Origin of the sequence: Marinobacterium iners DSM 11526 (assembly GCF_900107855.1) — a bacterium.
Taxonomy (GTDB): Bacteria; Pseudomonadota; Gammaproteobacteria; order Pseudomonadales; family Balneatricaceae; genus Marinobacterium; species Marinobacterium iners.
In genome coordinates this window covers 65,878-83,297 of sequence record NZ_FNRJ01000006.1, presented here as the reverse complement: position 1 = coordinate 83,297, position 17,420 = coordinate 65,878, and the positions used below count along the sequence as shown (strand labels likewise).

Annotated in this window: 16 protein-coding genes; 11 read left to right on the top strand and 5 right to left on the bottom strand. The window is 55.2% G+C overall.

What is annotated here, in order from left to right; all coding sequences use genetic code 11:
* Positions 1-22: 22 nt before the first annotated feature.
* From BLV48_RS08660 to BLV48_RS08645, 4 genes are all read left to right on the top strand, one after another.
* Entirely contained in the window at positions 23-214 is a 192-nt protein-coding gene (locus BLV48_RS08660) for a YgaP family membrane protein (protein WP_091826043.1), read from the top strand.
* 116 nt (positions 215-330) lie between these two features.
* The gene (locus BLV48_RS08655) at positions 331-666 is read left to right on the top strand and encodes a PepSY domain-containing protein (protein ID WP_091826040.1); all 336 of its coding nucleotides are present in this window, start codon (positions 331-333) and stop codon (positions 664-666) included.
* The gene (locus BLV48_RS08650; protein WP_091826037.1) at positions 666-1,352 is read left to right on the top strand and encodes a response regulator transcription factor; all 687 of its coding nucleotides are present in this window, start codon (positions 666-668) and stop codon (positions 1,350-1,352) included. The genes BLV48_RS08655 and BLV48_RS08650 overlap by 1 nt, the downstream gene beginning before the upstream one ends.
* Positions 1,349-2,731 carry an ATP-binding protein gene (locus tag BLV48_RS08645; RefSeq protein WP_091826035.1) on the top strand — a complete coding sequence of 461 codons (1,383 nt, stop codon included), beginning with the start codon at positions 1,349-1,351 and terminating at the stop codon, positions 2,729-2,731. The genes BLV48_RS08650 and BLV48_RS08645 overlap by 4 nt, the downstream gene beginning before the upstream one ends.
* Here the strand turns inward: BLV48_RS08645 and argA are convergent.
* From argA to BLV48_RS08625, 4 genes are all read right to left on the bottom strand, one after another.
* Entirely contained in the window at positions 2,715-4,055 is a 1,341-nt protein-coding gene (gene argA / locus BLV48_RS08640; protein ID WP_091826033.1) for an amino-acid N-acetyltransferase, read from the bottom strand. The two genes, BLV48_RS08645 and argA, sit on opposite strands and share 17 nt — an antisense overlap.
* Positions 4,056-4,077: 22 nt before the next feature.
* Entirely contained in the window at positions 4,078-5,241 is a 1,164-nt protein-coding gene (argE, locus tag BLV48_RS08635; RefSeq protein ID WP_091826216.1) for an acetylornithine deacetylase, read from the bottom strand.
* Between the two features lie 98 nt (positions 5,242-5,339).
* Positions 5,340-6,593, bottom strand: coding sequence for an inorganic phosphate transporter (locus BLV48_RS08630; protein ID WP_091826030.1), 1,254 nt, complete (start codon positions 6,591-6,593; stop codon positions 5,340-5,342).
* 27 nt (positions 6,594-6,620) lie between these two features.
* Positions 6,621-7,298, bottom strand: a complete 678-nt coding sequence (locus BLV48_RS08625) for a TIGR00153 family protein (RefSeq protein WP_091826027.1) — start codon at positions 7,296-7,298, stop codon at positions 6,621-6,623.
* A gap of 168 nt (positions 7,299-7,466) precedes the next feature.
* Between BLV48_RS08625 and BLV48_RS08620 the strand changes: the two genes are divergently transcribed.
* Both BLV48_RS08620 and glnE read left to right on the top strand, forming a co-directional pair.
* Positions 7,467-8,120: a CYTH domain-containing protein gene (locus BLV48_RS08620; protein ID WP_091826024.1), complete on the top strand. Its 654-nt coding sequence runs from the start codon at positions 7,467-7,469 to the stop codon at positions 8,118-8,120.
* Positions 8,121-11,033, top strand: coding sequence for a bifunctional [glutamate--ammonia ligase]-adenylyl-L-tyrosine phosphorylase/[glutamate--ammonia-ligase] adenylyltransferase (glnE, locus tag BLV48_RS08615; protein WP_091826021.1), 2,913 nt, complete (start codon positions 8,121-8,123; stop codon positions 11,031-11,033).
* Positions 11,034-11,102: 69 nt separating this feature from the next.
* Here glnE and BLV48_RS08610 read toward each other — a convergent pair whose 3' ends face one another.
* A complete protein-coding gene (locus BLV48_RS08610; protein WP_091826018.1) occupies positions 11,103-12,098 on the bottom strand; it encodes a branched-chain amino acid aminotransferase in 996 nt (331 codons plus the stop codon).
* A gap of 178 nt (positions 12,099-12,276) precedes the next feature.
* On the opposite strand from BLV48_RS08610, the gene BLV48_RS08605 reads away from it, so the two are divergent.
* Genes BLV48_RS08605 through BLV48_RS08585 form a run of 5 tightly spaced genes read left to right on the top strand, consistent with a single transcriptional unit; the run spans position 12,277 to position 17,419 of the window.
* The gene (locus BLV48_RS08605; RefSeq protein ID WP_254774997.1) at positions 12,277-13,221 is read left to right on the top strand and encodes a mitochondrial fission ELM1 family protein; all 945 of its coding nucleotides are present in this window, start codon (positions 12,277-12,279) and stop codon (positions 13,219-13,221) included.
* Complete coding sequence (locus BLV48_RS08600) at positions 13,218-14,312, top strand: glycosyltransferase family 4 protein (RefSeq protein ID WP_091826012.1); 1,095 nt, start codon at positions 13,218-13,220, stop codon at positions 14,310-14,312. Before BLV48_RS08605 ends, BLV48_RS08600 begins: the two co-directional genes overlap by 4 nt.
* Positions 14,309-15,562: an O-antigen ligase family protein gene (locus BLV48_RS08595; protein WP_091826009.1), complete on the top strand. Its 1,254-nt coding sequence runs from the start codon at positions 14,309-14,311 to the stop codon at positions 15,560-15,562. Before BLV48_RS08600 ends, BLV48_RS08595 begins: the two co-directional genes overlap by 4 nt.
* Positions 15,546-16,382, top strand: coding sequence for a glycosyltransferase family protein (locus BLV48_RS08590; RefSeq protein WP_091826007.1), 837 nt, complete (start codon positions 15,546-15,548; stop codon positions 16,380-16,382). Before BLV48_RS08595 ends, BLV48_RS08590 begins: the two co-directional genes overlap by 17 nt.
* Positions 16,379-17,419: a glycosyltransferase family 4 protein gene (locus BLV48_RS08585; protein WP_091826004.1), complete on the top strand. Its 1,041-nt coding sequence runs from the start codon at positions 16,379-16,381 to the stop codon at positions 17,417-17,419. The genes BLV48_RS08590 and BLV48_RS08585 overlap by 4 nt, the downstream gene beginning before the upstream one ends.
* Position 17,420 lies beyond the last annotated feature (1 nt).

Below are 17,420 nucleotides of genomic sequence, written 5' to 3'. Positions count from 1 at the left end.
ATATCATCGAGGAGACTGCAATATGGAACGCAATATCGGTGTACTGGATCAACTGGTGCGAATCCTGATTGGATTGGTGCTGATTGTACTGATCTTTTTTGGACCTCAGACATGGTGGGGGTTGATTGGCGTGCCGATCATCGTGATCGCCATCTCCGGAACCTGCCCTCTTTACAGCCTGCTGGGCATGCGGACCTGTCGTAAGTGCGGCTGACGTTCACGCGCGATTCAGATCAGGATCTTTAGCCTACGCATCCATTGACGGGTGAAATCGGTTGCGGTTCAGCCGCAGCCGTTCGCCGACCATAGAAGGTCACATGAGGTAGAACCATGCTAGCCGAGCGTCATCACCGCTCTGTACATACCGCTGTGATTACAGCCCTGTTGATTACCCTGCAGCTTTGGAGTGTAAGCCCATTGCTGTCGGCGGAGCCTGTCGAGGGTTCCGGTGCTCGTACCCCTGTGGCGGTTAATTTACTGCAGGCTTCCAAGCGTGTACGCGATGAGCTGGGAGGGGAGGTGATCAAGGCGGAACTGATTGAACACGAGGGGTTGCCTGTTTATACCATCCGCCTGCTGGAACAGGGACGTATCCGTGAAGTACTGGTGGACGCCGCCAGTGGCAAGATGTTGTTACCTGATGAGATAGCGGAGGCAGCTGACTGATGAAGGCCCTGATAGTTGAAGATGATGCCGACCTGAGAAGGCAGTTGTGCAACCTGCTGGAGCAGCGGGGTTACACTATTGAGCAGACCGGCAGTGGTCGTGAAGCGCTTTATCTCGGTCAGGAGTATGAATACGATATCGCGGTGGTTGATATCGGCCTGCCGGAGATGTCCGGTCTGGACCTGATTCGGCAGTGGCGGGAAGAGGGACACACCATGCCCGTACTGGTTCTGACGGCGCGTGGTGATTGGCAGGACAAGGTCGAAGGTCTGGAGGCCGGTGCGGACGATTATCTGGCCAAACCCTTCCACACCGAAGAGCTGTTGGCGCGTCTGAATGCATTGGTGCGCCGTGCATCCGGCCATGCCAGTCCGATATTGCGCTATGGTCCGCTGGAACTGGATACCGCAGCTCGGGTGGTGAGCCTGAACGGCACTGAGGTCAGACTGACCAGCTACGAGTACCGCACGCTTGAGTATCTGATGCTCAACGCCGGCAAAACCATCTCCAAGGCAGAACTGACCGAACATCTTTACCATCAGGACTATGACCGAGACAGCAACGTGCTGGAGGTGTTCATCCGACGCTTGCGGCAAAAGCTGGATCCGGATCAAAGTCTGCAACCGATCACCACCGTGCGTGGCCTGGGCTATCGCTTTGCCCTTGGAGGCGGATCCGCCGCGTGAGTTCAGAAGCCGCCGTATCCCTGTCACTGCGTGCACGTTTGCTGCGGGCCTCGGCGGTTATACTGCCGCTTGTGATTATTTTGGCGGGGGTGGCGCTGCTTAAAGCCTTTCATGGCAGTCTTGAAAATGCTGAAGCGTCACAGGCGCGGCTGCATGTCTACCTCTTGCTGGGGGCTGTTGAAGTGGATGGCAACCAGCTCAAACTGCCCAGCACTGTGCTCGAACCAGGGTTCAGCCGTGATGGCTCGGGTGTCTATGGCTTTATTCATAACGCAGACGGCAGTCTGCTATGGCGCTCCCGCTCCAGTCAGAGCATCGATCCGGATGTGGTGCAGCGGCTGCCGAGTTCATTGTTGCAGCCGGGACAGGCACTGTTCAGTCACCTGCCACAGCAGGGGTTGTATCTGTTCCAGTATCCGGTGATCTGGGAAGCAGACGGTACTGATATTCGCTTTCTGGTGTCGGTATTGCGCAGCGATAGCCATGTAGTCTCCGAGATGAAAGCTTTCAGCCTGCAGCTTTTGGGGTGGCTCAGCGGGGTTGGGTTGGTGGCACTGTTGGCGCAATATTTCATCATGCGATGGGGGTTACGGCCACTGGATCAGCTGGCGGCTGACCTGCAACGCATCGAGGTGGGCACGACCGATCATCTGGATGGACGCTACCCGGAGGAAGTGCAGGGAGTGACGCAGAGCCTGAATCGGTTGATTGAGTCCGAGCGGCGTCAGCGCGAGCGCTACCGCAATACGCTGGCCGATCTAGCCCATAGTTTGAAGACCCCTCTGGCGGTGATACGCGGTGCAGGTGACGACTGCGCCGATCAACACAGCTATCGCCGGCTGGTGGAAGAGCAAACCCAGCGCATGCAGCAAATTGTACAGTACCAGCTGTCTCGAGCCGTCAAGAGTGAGGGGCGGGTGTTGGCACAGGCAGTGGCAGTCGCTCCTTTGCTGGAAAGACTGGTGCGGGTGATGGAGAAGGTATACGCCGCCCAGCCGGCAGAAGTTAGCCTGTCGTTGCAGCCGGATGCAGGGTTTGCCGGTGACGAACGCGACCTGATGGAGCTGTTGGGAAATTTACTGGATAACGCCTTCAAGTATGGCAATGGACAGGTGGCGGTTGAGGCGGGTCTGGAGGCGGGCCAGCTGGTGATCAGCATCAGCGACAACGGTGCTGGTGTGGCACCGGCACAGCGGCAGGTGATTCTGCAGCGCGGCGCCCGTCTGGACAGCCAAACCCCGGGGCAGGGGATCGGGTTGGCCGTGGCGCTGGATATTGTCAGCAGCTATGACGGTGCGCTGGAGGTCAGCAGCTCAACGCTGGGTGGTGCCTGTTTCCGGGTTGAGCTGCCGGGTGGGCCGGTCAGCCAAGACGCTTGAAGAACACCTTGGAGTTGCGCTGGAAGTTGTAGAGCGCCTTTTTCTCGCCCGGCAGCTCATCCAGCGGTGCATTGCCAAAGCCCCGTTCAAGGAACCAGTGGGCTGTACGGGTTGTGAGTACGAACAGTCGCTTCAACCCCAGCGCAATGGCCTGATCCTCGATTGCTTCCAGCAGCATGTCACCACGCTGTCCGCCCCGGTAGGTCTGGTCGATGGCGACACAGGCCAGCTCTCCAATCGCTTCTTCCGGGAAGGGGTAGAGCGCGGCACAGCCGATGATGGCGCCATCACGTTCTACGACCGTGAAGCGCTCGATCTCGGCTTCCAGTCGCTCGCGGGAGCGACGCACCAGCACTCCTTTCTCTTCCAGTGGGGCGATCAGTTCCAGAATACCTCCCACATCTTCAATATTGGCGGGTCGCACCTGCTCATAGGAATGACTCACGACCATGGTGCCCTGGCCGTCGCGGGTGAAAAGCTCTGCCAGCAGTGCTCCGTCGTCGTGGTAACTGATCAGGTGGCAGCGCGCTACACCCTGCTGGCAGGCGGTCGCGGCGGCTTCCAGCAGGCAGGCGGTTTCACTGTAAGGCTGTTCGGGGTCATCCAGTTTGGCCAGATATTGCTGTACCAGGCGCGCGGCGGTTGACGCCAGCAGTTCGCTGCGCAGCTCACCCTGGCTGTCCTGAATGCCGGGGCGGGAACCGAACAGAATCAGTTTGTCGGCCTTGAGGGCGATCGCAGCCTGAGTGGCGACTTCCTCTACCGATAGATTGAATACTTCGCCGGTAGGCGAGTAGCCCAGATTGGACAGCAATACGATCTGATTCAGGTCCAGCAGGCGGCGCACACCTTCATGATCGATCCGCCGCAGCTCGCCGGTGTGGCCCATGTCTACGCCATCCAGTACACCCACCGGTCGGGCCGTGACAAAGTTGCCGCTGCAGACACGGATACGTGCCCCGTGCATCGGCGTGTTGGCCAGCCCCATTGACAGTTGGGCTTCGATTTCGGTTCTGAGGCTGCCTACGGCCTCGATCACGCACTCCAGTATTTCCGGTGTGGTGACGCGCAGGTCGTGGTGCAGTCGTGTTTCCACCCCGCGTGCCTGCAGCCGCTGCTCCGCCTGCGGACGAGCGCCGTGCACCAGCACCAGTCGTACGCCGAGGCTGTTGAGCAGAGCGATGTCATGCACCGTGTTGGCAAAGTTGGCATCGGCAATCGCCTCGCCACTGAGCATCAGTACAAAGGTCTTGCCCCGGTGCGCATTAATGTAGGGTGACGAGTGGCGAAACCAGTTAACGTATTCGGAAGTCACGGCGCTCAAGTCAGGCTCCTGCTGTTCTGTATTAAAGGCAGTAGTGGGCAATCAGGTTGCGTAACAGCGCCACCGTGGGGCTGATCTGATCCAGTGCCAGGTATTCGTCCGGCTGGTGGGCCTGATCAATACTGCCTGGTCCCATCACTATGGTATCCATCCCCAGCGATTGCAGGAAGGGGGCTTCAGTGCCAAAAGCTACCGCTTCGGCGCGGTGGCCGGTCAAACGTTCGGCCAGCCGTACCAGCTCCGAGTCGGCTGGTGTCTCGAAGGGTGGAATGCCCGGAAACTGGGAGTGGGTCTCGATTTTAACGCCAAAACGGTCATTCAGCGGTCGCAACCGCTCACTGATGGCGTTGCGCAACCCGTCAATGGACATGCCGGGCAGTGGCCGCAAATCATACTCCAGCTCACAGCGACCACAGATCCGGTTGGAGCTGTCGCCACCATGAATGCAGCCCAGGTTCAGGGTGGGTATGTCGACCCGGAACTGGGCATTGCGGTGTTTCTGTTGCAGCTCGCTGCGCAGGGTCAGCAGTTCGCTCATCACTGCATGCATCGCTTCCAGTGCGTTGGCACCCAGTGAAGGATCGGACGAGTGGCCTGATCGGCCCTGTATGCGCACTGACTCCATAATGATTCCCTTGTGCATTCGGATCGGCTGCAGGCGGGTGGGTTCGCCGATCACGGCGGCACGGGCCAGCGGGCGACCCGCTTCGGCCAGCGCGCGGGCACCGGACATGGAGCTTTCCTCGTCGGCGGTGGCCAGAATGATCAACGGCTGCTTCAGGGGTTGATCGAGGAAGTGCTTGGCGGCCTCAATGGCGAGGGCAAAAAAACCTTTCATGTCGCAGGTACCCAGCCCGTACAGCCGGTTGTCACGCTCGGTCAGGAAAAAAGGGTCCGAGCGCCACAACTCCGGATCACAGGGGACGGTATCGGTATGCCCTGACAGCACCAGCCCCCCCGGGCCGCTTCCCAGAGTGGCGATCAAGTTGGCTTTTTCAGGATGTCCCGGCACCGGCATCGCTTCAGTGTTAAAGCCAAGCGCTTCAAGCCATTCATGCAGCTGTTCGATGACAACCAGGTTGCTCTGGTCATGGTGTACAGATGCAGAGCTGACGGAGGGCGCGGCGATAAGCCGGCGCATCATTTCAAGGGTACTGAGCGAGTGTCGGGTCGAGTGTGTGGTCATGATGGGCTCCACTGTTTGGCCCATTTTGCTACCTTTGCGGTTGCGGGTCCATGAGTGTGAAGCGAGGGGTGGTCAAATTGACCACCCCGGGCGAGCTGTCAGGAGAACATGCCCTTGAGCATGAAGAAGAACATGATCGACAGGATGGCACCGGCCGGCAGTGTCACGATCCAGGATACAAAAATGGTGCCTACAACGCGCAGGTTGAGCGCAGCCATGCCACGGGCAAGGCCCACACCCAGCACCGCACCCACCAGCGTATGAGTGGTGGAGATCGGCAACCCTGTACCTGAAGCGACCACCACGGTGCTGGCGGCCGCCAGCGTGGCCGCAAAACCGCGGCTCGGGGTCAGCTCGGTAATGTTCTGGCCGACGGTGGCGATCACCTTATGACCATACATCACCAGGCCAGCAACAATGCCAGCACCACCGAGCAACAGAATCCAGGCGGGCATGGCCGCTTTTTGCGCCACCTCACCACCTGCATTGACAATGCCGACAATGGCGGCCAGCGGGCCGACGGCGTTGGCCACATCGTTGGAGCCGTGAGCAAAGGCCATGGCGCAGGCGGTGAACATCATCAGGACGCCAAATACCTTTTCCACGCTGGTGAAGTGGAAGTCGCGATTGGCTTCGGGGTCAAGCTTGATGCCGCGCTGCATAAATATGCCGATACCCATGGTGACCAAGCCGATCAACACCGAAACCGCAGCGCTTTCGCCCCAGCTCAGGTGCAGGCCTACATGCTTGAGGCCCTTGGTGAAGGTCACCATGGCGATGATGAAGCCCACCAGGAAAATATACATGGGTACATAGCGTTTGGCATTGGCGAAGGGATTCTCGGTATCAAGAATCAGCTTTTGTACACTGCGGAACAGGAAGAAAGCGATGACGCCGGCCGTGACGGGCGATACTACCCAGCTGGCCACAATATTGCCGACCTTATTCCAGTGTACGGCCTCCATGGAGATACCAACGGCTGCAAAGCCGACAATGGAGTGAGTGGTGGAAACCGGCCAGCCAAAGTGGGTCGCAATCAACAGCCAGATGCCCGCTGCCAGCAGCGAGGCCATCATGCCGAAGACCAGCAGTTCCGGGTTGGCACTGAGCATGGAGGGCTCGATAATACCTTTACGGATTGTGTCGGTTACGGCCCCGCCGGCAAGATAGGCACCGGCGAATTCGAACAGGATGGCGATCAGAATGGCCTGTTTCAGGGTCAGGGCGCGGGACCCGACAGAAGTCCCCATCGCGTTGGCTACATCGTTGGCACCTACACCCCAGGCCATGAAGAAGCCGAAGATACAGGCCATAACCACCATGATGGTGCCGTACTGAGCAATGATTTCCATAGGTTTAAGCCTTGGTCGTCTGTGTAGTTAACGGGCCAGCAGCAGCTGCAGTCGGCTGCCAACCTGCTGGGCACGGTTGGCAAGATCGCCAACCCACTGGATGATCTGATAGAGAAACATGACATCGATCGGCCAGAGGTCGCGTTCAACACGGAACAGTGATGCACGCAATTCGCGCTCATGCTCGTCGGTCTTGTGCTCCAGTCGGTCCAACTCGGTAATCAGGCGTTCAACGATATCCACTTCATGGCCGCGGAAACCCGCTGCCAACAGCTCGTCCAGCTCACTCAGTGCCAGTACGGCCTGTTCAATCGTTTGCAAAGCGGTGCGGAGCAGCTCGCGCAGCTCGTCCTGGATCGGTTCCGGGACCTGCATCTGGCGACCCAGCATCAAACCGGCAATATCCTTGGCTCGGTTGGCGATCTTGTCCTGCATGCGCAGAAGATCGAGCAAATCGGTGCGGGGGACAGGCAGAAAAATGCTGGCAGGGAGACGCTGGCGGATATCTCGTTTCATGTCATCCGCTTCACCTTCAATGACAGCGATACGGTGCTGACATTCGGATGCCGTGTTCCAGTCGTTCGCGATCACCGCATCGAAGAAGGGGATCAGTTCTGCGGCGCTTGCCTGCGCCTTGATGATGTGCTCCTGCATCGGCTTGAACGGGGAACGGGCGAACATCTGCATAATTGGGCTATTAACCATGTTGCGTTCCTGTTGCAGGTGGAAAAAACTGGGCGCAAGTATACGTGCTGCTGTCACAGATCTGTAGTGATAGTGTCATAAAAAGCGTCACAAATTTTGCGCGAATCTGATGATGATCAGGACACTGGATTCGGTACACTGGTGAAAGATCAACAAGGTGTCTGAACGATGGCAACAGAAACAGAACTCAAGCTGCTGATCGAGCCGGCAGCAATGGAACGGTTGAGCCGGCATTCACTGCTGTGCCATGCAACCGGGCAAGCGGCCCGCCTGCTGCATAACACTTACTATGATACAGCGGCCCTTGACCTGGCCCGGGCAAAGGTGGCACTGCGGGTTCGGCGTCAGGGAGAGCGGTTTATTCAGACGCTGAAAACACGGGGGCAGAGCATCGATGGCCTGCACCAGCGGGGTGAATGGGAGTGGGATTTGACCAGCGAACATCTCGATCTCTCCCTGCTTGAAGCCGACATCTGGCCCGCCGAGCTGATTGCGCCGGATCAATTGGCGCTGATACCGGTGTTTACCACTGACTTCACGCGACGTCTCTGGTGGCTGACTTTTGAGGGGGCCGAGATTGAAGTGGCACTGGATCTGGGTGAAGTGGTGTGCGACTGCGGGGATGGTCGTCACCTGACCGATCCGATCAGTGAGTTGGAGTTGGAGCTCAAATCAGGCCCTGCCGATGCTCTGTTTGCGCTGGCACATCGGTTGGCCGAGCAGGCAGAACTGCAGCCTGGCGATATCAGTAAGGCACAGCGCGGCTATCGACTGTTCAGTCAGTGTAGCCAGCACTCAATGGATTGCAGGGGAGACGCATGAATGTCGATTGATGAACAGAAATTGCAGAACGTGCCGGAACAATTGCGGCCTTTGCTGCAGGATAACCTTGCCCGCATCGAAGCCGCCCTCGGTGAGTTGCAGGATCAGCCGGATTGGCTGACGGTTGAGTTGCAGCGAACACTGATTGGCAGTGATTTTGTTGCCGAGCAGCTGCAGCGTCACCCTGACTGGCTGGCTCAGCTGATTCAAAGCGGAGACCTGCAACAGGCCTACGGCGAAACTGAGTATGCCGAACGACTGCAGGCGTTGCTGACACCGATTGAAGATGAGAAGGAACTGCACCGCCAGTTGCGTCTGTTCCGTCAGCGGGAAATGATCCGCCTGATCTGGCGTGATCTCAACCGGCTCAGCGACATGCGCGGTACTACCCGCGAGCTGTCATGGCTGGCGGATGCCTGCATTGATCGCACATTGGAGTGGTTGTACCAGCAGGCCTGCCAGCGCTGGGGCGTGCCGCACTCGCGCCCGGACGCCAAAGGTCAGCGTCATCCACAACGGATGGTGGTGCTCGGGATGGGCAAACTGGGTGCGCATGAGCTGAACCTGTCATCCGATATTGATTTGATTTTTACCTTTCCGGCCAATGGCGAAACTGACGGCGAGCGCAAGAATCTGGAAAATCAGGATTTCTTCATCAGGCTGGGGCAGAAGCTGATCCAGGCGCTGGATAACCTGACCATCGATGGCTTTGTGTTTCGTGTCGACATGCGCCTGCGGCCCTTTGGCTCGGCTGGCTCGCTGGCGTGCAGCTTTGGTGCCATGGAAAGCTATTACCAGGATCAGGGTCGCGATTGGGAGCGTTATGCCATGATCAAGGCGCGCGTTGTAGCCGGTGATCAGGAGGCCGGAGAAGAGCTGATCCAGCTGTTGCGTCCCTTTGTGTATCGCAAGTATATCGACTTCAGCGCCTTTGAGTCACTGCGCGACATGAAGGGCATGATCAACCGTGAAGTGCGCCGCAAGGGGTTGAGTCATAACGTAAAACTGGGAGCCGGTGGCATCCGCGAAGTGGAGTTTATTGCGCAGGCGTTCCAGTTGATACGCGGCGGTCGCGATCATGAGCTGCAGCAGCGTGAACTGCTCAATATTCTGCCGCAGCTGCCGGAGAAGGTGGGTATGCCTGAAGCGGCCGTGACCGAGCTGACCGATGCCTATACCTTCCTGCGCAATGTAGAACATGGTATTCAGGCGATCGCCGACAAGCAGACGCAGGAGTTGCCGGAAGATGAAATGGGCCGGGAGCGTCTGGCCTTTGCCCAGGGTTTTGCCGATTGGGATGCGCTGGACCAGGCGTTGCAGAAATGTCGGGCGGATGTGTCGCGTCACTTTGCCGATGTGATCGCTCCGGTGGACGAGGGAGAAGAGCAACCGGATGACCTGCGCGGTGACTGGCTGGCACTCTGGCAGGGGTTGATGGAGGATGCCAGTGCGCTGGAATTTCTGGCTGAGCAGGGGTATCAATCCCCTAAGCAGGCACTGAAGGCGCTGCAGGATCTCAAGGGGTTGCGCACGGTACAGATGCTGCAGAAAGTGGCACTGGAACGACTGGAAGCGGTATTGCCGGCACTGCTGGAGAATGTTGGCCAGTGCAGTAACCCGGAGATTACGCTGGAACGGGTGCTGGTGTTGATTCAGGCGGTATTGCGCCGGTCCGCCTATCTGGTGTTGTTGAACGAAAATCCGGCGGCATTGAAGCAGCTGGTTCAACTTTGTTCCGCTAGTGCCTGGTTTGCCGAGCAGCTGTCGAAACAGCCGGTTCTGCTGGATGAATTGATCGATCCACGCACTCTTTACACGCCGCCGAACCTGACGGCGCTGCGTACCGAGCTGCGCCAGCAGTTGCTGCGTATACCGGAAGATGACATCGAGCAGTTGATGGAGACCCTGCGCTACTTCAAGCATGCCCACATGTTGCGGGTGGCGGCGTCCGATATTACCGGAGTATTGCCGTTGATGCGGGTCAGTGATTATCTGACCTGGCTGGCGGAAGCCGTGCTTGAAGCGGTGCTGGACATCGCCTGGCGCAACCTCACCGAGAAACACGGCGTGCCACAGAAAAGCCCCGGCGTGCCCTGTGATCCCGACTTTATCATCATCGGTTATGGCAAGGTGGGTGGCATAGAGCTGTCCTATGGTTCTGATCTTGACCTGGTGTTCCTGCACGATGCGGCTGGTAACCTGGAAACCGATGGTGGCAAGCCCATCGCCAACAGCGTCTTCTTCAACCGGTTGGGGCAGAGGATCATCCATATCCTCAACACGTTCACCCCATCCGGGATTCTGTATGAAGTGGACATGCGCTTGCGCCCGTCCGGCAACTCCGGCCTGCTGGTCAGCTCACTGAACGCCTTCCGGGAGTATCAGCAGAAGGAAGCCTGGACCTGGGAACATCAGGCGTTGGTTCGGGCGCGTGTGGTGGCCGGCAGCCCGGCCCTGGCGGAGCGGTTCCAGTCCGTGCGCCGTGAAATATTGGGACAGCCTCGGGAAGAAGCAAAACTCAAATCTGATGTGACCACGATGCGCGAGAAGATGCGCGGGCATCTGGGCAGCAAACCTGCGGCCGATGAAGAAAGTCGTGTATTCCATCTGAAACAGGACCGTGGCGGTATCGTCGATATCGAGTTCATGGTGCAATATCTGGTGCTGCGCCACGCAGCCGAGATGCCTGCTCTGATGCGTTGGACTGACAACATCCGCATTCTGGCCAGTGTTGAAGCCGAAGGGTTGCTGGCATCCGATGAGGTGGAATTGCTGCGGGAAGCCTACAAGGCCTATCGTGCCGCCGGCCACCGTCAGACGATGCAAAACCTCTCCGGTGTGCTGGGCGATCAGGAAATGGCCGCCTATCGTGAAGGTGTGGCCGAACTCTGGCAGAGGCTGCTGGCGCCGTAATTTGGCATTAAAAAGCCGACCCGGTGTAAGCCGGGCCGGCTGTTCAGAATCAAGAGTCGTGCTGTTCGATCAGAGGCTGGTCAGCCAGCTGTGCTTGTCCTCGGCTCTGCCCCACTGAATATCATTCAGAGCCCGGCGCAGGAGCAGGGTAGTTTCGCCAATGCCGCCGTTACCGACTTCATACTCCTTGCCTTTGTAAATGAACGTGCCTACCGCGGTCAGAACCGCAGCGGTACCGGACAGCGCGGCCTCGCATCCTGGGCGTGCACTGCGCTCAAGCAGCTCTTCAACGGTGAGCTGACGCTCGGACACGGTCATGCCCATGTCTCGAGCCAGTGTCAGGATGGAATCGCGGGTGACGCCATGCAGGAAAGTCGAATCCAGCGCTTTGGTGATGATCTCATCGCCATCGATCAACAGGAAGTTGGCCGCACCGGTCTCCTGAACATCACCGCCCGGGCAGAACAGTACCTGATCGGCCTGATACTCCGCTCGCGCCTTCATGATCGGCTGCAGTGCGCTGGCATAGTTGCCACCGCTCTTGACCACACCCATGTGCGGTGAACAGCGCATGCCCTCGTCGTCCAACAACAGGCGCAGCGCCTTGTCACCGCCGGTGAAGTAATCACCTACTGGAGACAGCAGCACGTAAAGGCATGAAGTCAGTGACGGTACAGCAGCCTTGCCGATGGCGGGCTCGGTACCGATATGAGTTGGGCGAATGTACATGGAGCCAGGCGCCTCAGGTACCTGGTCGGCGAAACGGGTGACGATATCAACAATCATCTGCTCCAGCTGTTCCGGTGCAAATTCCGGCAATGCCAGAATGTCAGAACTTTGCTGCAGGCGGGCGATATTGCGGTCCATGCGGAAAATCTTGACCGAGCCATCCTCATGGCGAAATGCCTTCAAGCCCTCGAAGCAACTGCTGGAGTAGTGCAGCACGTGTGCCCCGGGGTGCAGCTGAATACTGTCGCTCGATACCACCTCGGCGTTGCTCCACTGTGAGCCGTCGAACCAGGAAATTGCCATTTCAGGCATGAAAACGGAACCAAAAGCAGACATATCACCTTCCTAACAAGCTGGGCTAAGACCGAAGGCTGGCGGGGCGGAGCCAGCAGACACGAGCGATCCGAGAAATTCAGACCCTTAGATTGTATGCATTCAGCGAAAAAATGGAATTGCCTGGCGGATAAATAGTGTTGCAGCCTTCGTTGCACAGAGGCTGCAATGGTATCATTTGATGCCTATGGCAAGCGTCTGGTCTGTTGGGCCGAGCGTATTGGAAACAGCAAAGTGGGTGCGCGTGAAACAGATCCTGATTATCAGCGATGGCAAGCCCGGGCATCGCAACCAGTCAATGGGACTGGCCGAAGCGATTGCCCGCCGTACTTCGGTGGAGATCAGCGAGCGCGAGCCAATGGGGCGCTTTGAGGCACTGAGGCTCTTCCTGGGCGGCGCCTTGCCGCAACTGGATGATTGCCCTGATCTGCTGATCGGTGCAGGACACGACACGCACCTGACCTTGTTGGCGCTGCGCAAACTGTACCGTGTACCCGCCATTGTACTGATGAAACCGTCTATACCGATGGGGTTCTTTGATCTCTGTCTGGTGCCTGAGCATGACCAGCCTCCGAAACGTCCCAATATCATTGTCACTCACGGGGCGCTCAACCGGATGCAACCGGGCAAGAAGGCTCCAGGCAGCGGTGTCATACTGATCGGCGGGCCGTCAAAACATTACAACTGGGATGAAACCGGCATGCTTGTACAGGTGCGTGCACTGCTGGAACATGCGCCGCGCAACTGGCTGATCGGCTCGTCACGGCGTACGCCTGCCAGCACTGAACAGGCTTTGTCAGGGTTGTGTGGGGATCGTTTTGTACCTGCCTCCGCAACCGGCCCTGACTGGCTGCCGCAGCAGCTGGCTCGTGCCGAGGTCTGCTGGGTAACGGAAGACAGCGCATCCATGGTGTATGAAGCGCTGACGGCGGGCTGCCAGGTTGGCGTTTTGCCACTGAGTAGTGAAGCGGACAACCGGATCGGCAAGGGTGTTGAGCAGCTGACAGCGCAAGGGTTGGTGGTGCGTGCACCGGACTGGTCGATGAACGGACTGGATGCAGAGAGCATCGTATTGAATGAAGCAGAGCGCTGTGCCGAGGAAGTACTCAGGAGGGAGTGGCTGTGAAGGTTGTACAGGTATTGCCAGCCCTTGAGCTGGGAGGCGTCGAGCGAGGTACGCTTGAAGTAGCCCGTGGATTGGTTGCCGCTGGCCATGAGTCCATTGTTGTGTCGGCCGGTGGGCGCCTTGTTGAACAGCTTGAACGTGAAGGCAGTCGCCATGTGCAATGGGAGCTGGGCAAGAAATCGTTGCTGACGCTGCTGCAGGTGGCCGGGCTGCGCCGTTGGCTGGCCGAAGAAAAGCCGGATATCGTGCATGTGCGCTCACGCATGCCCGCCTGGGTTGTATGGCTGGCCTGGCGCAAGATGAACCCGGAGACTCGGCCGCGCTTCATCACTACCCTGCATGGTATGCACTCTGTAAATCGCTACAGCGCCATCATGGGGAAGGGGGAGCGCGTGATTGCCGTATCTGAAACGGCCAAACGCTACCTGTTGGACAACTACCCGGAAGTGGACCCTGCCAAGGTAACCGTGATTCATCGGGGCATTGACCCGGAAGAATTTCCGCGTGGGTATCAGCCCACAGAGGAGTGGAAAGCACGTCTCTTTGATGACTGTCCTCAGGCCCGGAACAAACACCTGATCTGCTTTCCTGGCCGCATTACGCGCTGGAAAGGGCATCTTGATCTGGTCAAGGTAGTGTCAGAGCTCAGTCAACAGCGGCAGGACTTTCATGTCCTGATCATCGGCAGTGACCCCAAGAACAAGTTTATTCATGAGGTAAAAGCTGCCATTAGTACGGCTGGACTGGATGAATATTTCTCTTTCCTCGGTACCCGCTCGGATATGAAAGAGCTGTATGCCATTTCAGATGTGATGTTGTCCCTTACATCAACAACCGCAGAAGCGTTTGGGCGAACGGTTGTGGAGTGTTTGTCGATTGGTACACCGGTGGTGGGGTATGCCCATGGGGCAGTGGCTGAAACCTTGGGGGCCATTTATTCGGAAGGAAAAGTCCCTACAGGTCAATATTCACTGGCTGCTCAAAAGGTGAATTTCTGTTTGGATAGTAAGGGATGTGGTGACATGCTGGAGGGGCCGTACACACTTGATAAAATGATACAGAAAACTCTCTCGCTATATGAAAAAATATGAATCAAATTCTGACAGAAAAGACGCAAACGGCTCTCTTTTTTAGAATAATAGCCTGTTTCTTTATCGTAAATTACTTTGTTTGGCCAGGGCTGTACAAGGATTTTGTCTACCTTGTTTCCATTTTTTTTATTATTGGATTTTTTTTTGGTTTTAAAATTGATCTTCGGTTTTCGAGACTTTTTTCCATAAGTCTTTTGGTTTTTGTCCTGCCTGACATTATTAACATGGCAAGAGGTTATTCTTCAGTAAGTGATATTGAAAAAATATCACGTAATGTGCTCCTGGTGTTGCCGGTTGGTGCTATTTTATATTACAGGAATATATCGAATGATCTTCTGACGAAAGCGATTGTTCTGATGTTTTTCTATACATTGTTCTTTCTTTTTCTTCAGGAAGGAGGAATATTTGCAAGTCAGTCCGAACACTATGACGGTGAATATCCAGGCTTATGGTATAACAAAGGAACATTTTCAACAGCTGTCGTGTTTTTTTATTCTTTATTGGCAGGTATGTTTTTTGTTCCTGTGAGAAAGACGCCCTTTGGCTGGCTGTTGTCGGGATTCGTGGCGGTATCGGTTATTCTGGTCATGACTGAAGCCAGAGGACCCATTCTAGCCTTTACCATCATAAATATAATCATGGTTTTCATACATTACAGGTATAACCTGAAAAGTCTTTCAAATTTCAAGATGTTGTCATTTTTTGCTCTGATAATATTGCTTGTAATTTATTTTTTACTTTGGGATAGAATAACTCTTGCCTATATTGAAGCAAGCAATTATTTGGTGGCAGGTGACATATCCTTTGATAACTCTATAGCAGTAAGAATAGAGTCATGGCGGCTGGCATGGGATGTTTTTTTGCGCAACCCTATTTTCGGCTATGGTGTAAAAGAAGCCTTGGAAGTGAAAAAGGAAATCTTGGCATCAGGGAATTATCCTGATTATATGTTGAGTTTTCATACCCACTCTGAGTATTTTTATATGCTGGAGAGAGGTGGTATATTTGGACTGATCTGCCTTTTTTTGTTTGTATTGTTCCCCTTTTACATACTTCGTTATTACGGGGTTTCGCTTGTTGAAGCAGCGCCAACTTTTTTTGTGACAGTGTCTTTTTTGGTTATTGGTTTGACCAGTGCAACATTACGTAACAATCTCGGTGCTAACTCTTACCTTTTATGCTTGGCGTTATCAATGGCTTACTCCATCATTTCAGCGAATGGGAAAATGAAAAATGAGATCGCCAGTTAGGCTTTATTATCAGAACTCTGAAGGTAACTTCGGCGATATCCTTTCCAGAGAAATTACACAGAAAGCATCTGGCGCTGATGTTGCGTTCAGTGATTTGAAATATGCTGATCTGGTCGCGATAGGAAGTCTTGCCGAGCGTGTTGTCAAAAAGCGTTTCAAACGTTGGCTAATCAATCTTGGTCGGCCTTTGCATCTTTGGGGTACAGGCTTTTTGGCACCTGGAGAGTCAACATCTGGCAGGTTTATTCGTGCGCATGCACTTAGAGGTAAGCTGTCGGCGGCTCGCTTCAATATGGATATTGATAAAATCTGTTTGGGAGATCCCGGGCTGTTGTGCTCTCATTTCTTTCCGTCGGATCACCTGAGTAAAGGCCAGCACGTACTATGCCTCCCTCACCTTCATGACCACCACTCCGGTAAATGGATCGATACAATTCGTTGTAAATTTCCAAATGATAACGTTGTACAGATGAGTTTGGCTGATGATCATGTGACTATTATCGAAGCGATAGTATCTGCCAAGTTGGTGATTACGACAGCTATGCACCCTTATATAGTAGCCCACAGCTATGATGTCCCCACTGCTTATCTACAGACAGGAAGCAATATTCATGTTGGTGGCGACTATAAGATATATGACTACCTCTCGGTATTTGGCCGCGAGGCACTGTGCTCAGTTGACTGCTCGGAGCTTACAAAGGGGAGGATCACTGCTGAGCAACTGTATGATGTCGCGGAGAGTGATCGAGTCTCTGTTGAGGCAGTCAAGCGTATACAAGAAGAGTTGTTGGATTCTTTTCCGCAGGAATACAAGGCATGAAAATCGTACATGTGCTTTGTTCCAGCCAGAAAGGAGGGCTGGAAACGGCTTTTGTTAATATAAACAGGTTGCTGATAAGACTGGGCCACGAAGTTGAGGTGTGGCTACCGTTTGAATCACCCTATCGTGATTCTTTACAACGGGATAGCCACAGTTATTACGCATTTTCTCCCCGGGGCTATTATGATGTTTTTCGTATTATTCAGGCACACCTGCGCTTGAGGACAGTCAAGCCGGATCTGGTGCTAACGCATAACGCCCGTGCTACCAGTATTCTTGGTCTGGCCTTAAAAAGCCTGACGACGCCACTTGTTGGATTCTCTCACAGCAATAAAATACGGCGAATGCTTGAGGCAGACTACCTGATTGGTCTTACTGAAGACATGTGTCAGCGCTTTTGGGACGCTGGATACGAAAAGGATAGAACAGCGATTTTGCCCAACTTTGTATTTGAACGACCATCTTTTGTTAAAAGTATCAAAAAAGACACGGGCAATGTTGGGTTTGTCGGGCGTATGACAGCTGAAAAAGGGTTGGATACGCTATTAACGGCATTTTCTCAAGTGGTTGAAATAATGCCTGACACGCAGTTACATCTTGCTGGCAGCGGACCGGATAAAGAGGATATTCTTGCTCTTGCAGAGTCCCTTTCTATCCGTCACAAGGTTCATATTCATGGTTGGGTGGAAAATATTGGTGGATGGCTGCGTGACATTGATCTTTTAGTCGTGCCGTCTTTGAGTGAAACCTTTGGTATCGTTATATTGGAAGCGGCTGTCCATGGTTGCCCAGTCATAGCCAGTGATGTGTCGGGACCTGCCAGTCAGATCCAATCAGGCAGTGACGGCTGGCTGGTGCCCCCGGGTAATGCGCAGCAGTTGGCAGACGGTATTTGTGCTGCATTGCAGCATGCAGAGCATAGAGCATCTGTTGCCACAATGGCGTATAAACGCAGTGAAAGTTACACTGTAGAAGCAATTCAGCCCCGTTTGAAAGCTATACTGGAGCAGAGTATTTATCTAGGCCGAAAAAAATAAT